This window comes from Oleiphilus sp. HI0066 (genome assembly GCF_001635725.1).
On record NZ_LWFH01000115.1, the window covers coordinates 1 to 1,529 of the forward strand.

The following is a 1,529-nucleotide window of genomic DNA, read 5'->3' on the forward strand; positions in this document are numbered from 1 at the left end:
ACCGATCCAAAATCTCTTGATGATCAAACGCCAGCTCGAACGCTTTGTTTACCTTATTGACCGGAACCCATGTAACTTCTTCAGAGCTTTCATTTGCTTCGAGCGTAACTTCTTCTGAACTGATTAGAGCAAAATAGGCCACAGTAACCGACCATCCGCGAGGATCCCTTTTTGCTCCACCAAAGCTAGCGACTTGTTCTAAGTACGGCGTATCAACGCCTGTTTTCTCTACTAGTTTTCGCCTTGCAGTGTCATCCAATGTTTTGTCTTTATTTACGTCGATAAATCCGCCTGGGAGAGCCCATTGCCCAAGCGAAGGATATTGAGCTCTTTTGACCAAAAGCACGTGTAACGATTCGTCTTTAATAGTGAAAATCGCCATATCCACTGATGTGAGTGGTATGTCAAAGTCATGAATGTTGTAGTTCTTCAGGAACTCTTTTTCGGATATTTGTTTTGTCATTTCTAACTCATCTCCAGTTGTCTACTGGCTTTCATTTATTCCGTGATAAAGAACAACATACACATAAGTGTTAATAAGCCACTAAGATAGTGGCGCAAAAACACTATGTCAAACTGAGAGTTTTTAAATTAAGTCAAAATAGGGTGTTGACATATAAGTGGCAGTAAGCCACTATGTATTCAGGCTAACAAATCAGGTGGGATTCACCAGTTAGCATTAGCACGAAATTGGATAGACCAATTTCCTGTCACCAACAGCAAGGGGTTTGCTGATATGAGTAACAAAGAATTCGACTTTTTAGTTTTTATTGGGCGTTTCCAGCCTTTCCATAATGGACATTTACAAGTGGTCCGAGAAGGTTTGGAAAAGGCGAGACAGCTAATCATTTTAGCGGGCTCAGCACACCAACCTAGATCAACACGTAACCCTTGGACGATAGCAGAACGCGAAGCCATGATTCGCGGTTCAGTGTCTCAAGAAGAGAGCGATCGAATGCACGTAGCTCCATTGATGGATATTGTTTACAACGATGAATCTTGGGTTCGAAACGTACAAGCAACTGTAAATGGTTATGTAACGGCACACCACGGTGTACCGCACAAGCAACCAAAAGTTGGGTTGATCGGGCACAGTAAAGACCAGAGTTCATACTACTTAAATTTGTTCCCGCAATGGGGGGCAGTTGAAGTAGAGAACTACCAAGGAATTAGCGCAACACCGGTTAGAGAATTGGTTTTTGGTTCGAAAGATAGCCAAGGTAATTTAAAACAATTCTTGCCAGTGAACGTGCAAGAAGAATTGAAGAAGTTCTACGCGACACCTGAATTCAGTGAAGTAAAAAGTGAACAGGAGTTTGTCGCTAAGTATCAGCAAGCATGGAGTGCTGCACCGTATCCACCGACCTTCGTAACAGTTGATGCAGTGGTGATACAAAGCGGACATGTCTTGATGGTGGAACGGAAAGCAAGGCCAGGGAAAGGGCTACTAGCATTACCTGGAGGCTTCGTGGATCACGGAGAGAAATTGGTAGATGCTTGCTTAAGGGAGCTAAGAGAAGAAACGCGTT

Annotated in this window: 2 protein-coding genes; one reads left to right on the forward strand and one right to left on the reverse strand. The window is 43.2% G+C overall.

Annotated elements, in window-relative coordinates; all coding sequences use genetic code 11:
- On the reverse strand, positions 1–463 hold a 463-nt coding region (locus A3738_RS02160; RefSeq protein ID WP_156503886.1), incomplete at its 3' end, for an NUDIX hydrolase.
- Between the two features lie 273 nt (positions 464–736).
- Here A3738_RS02160 and A3738_RS02165 point away from each other — a divergent pair.
- On the forward strand, positions 737–1,529 hold a 793-nt coding region (locus tag A3738_RS02165), incomplete at its 3' end, for a bifunctional nicotinamide-nucleotide adenylyltransferase/Nudix hydroxylase (protein WP_082889932.1).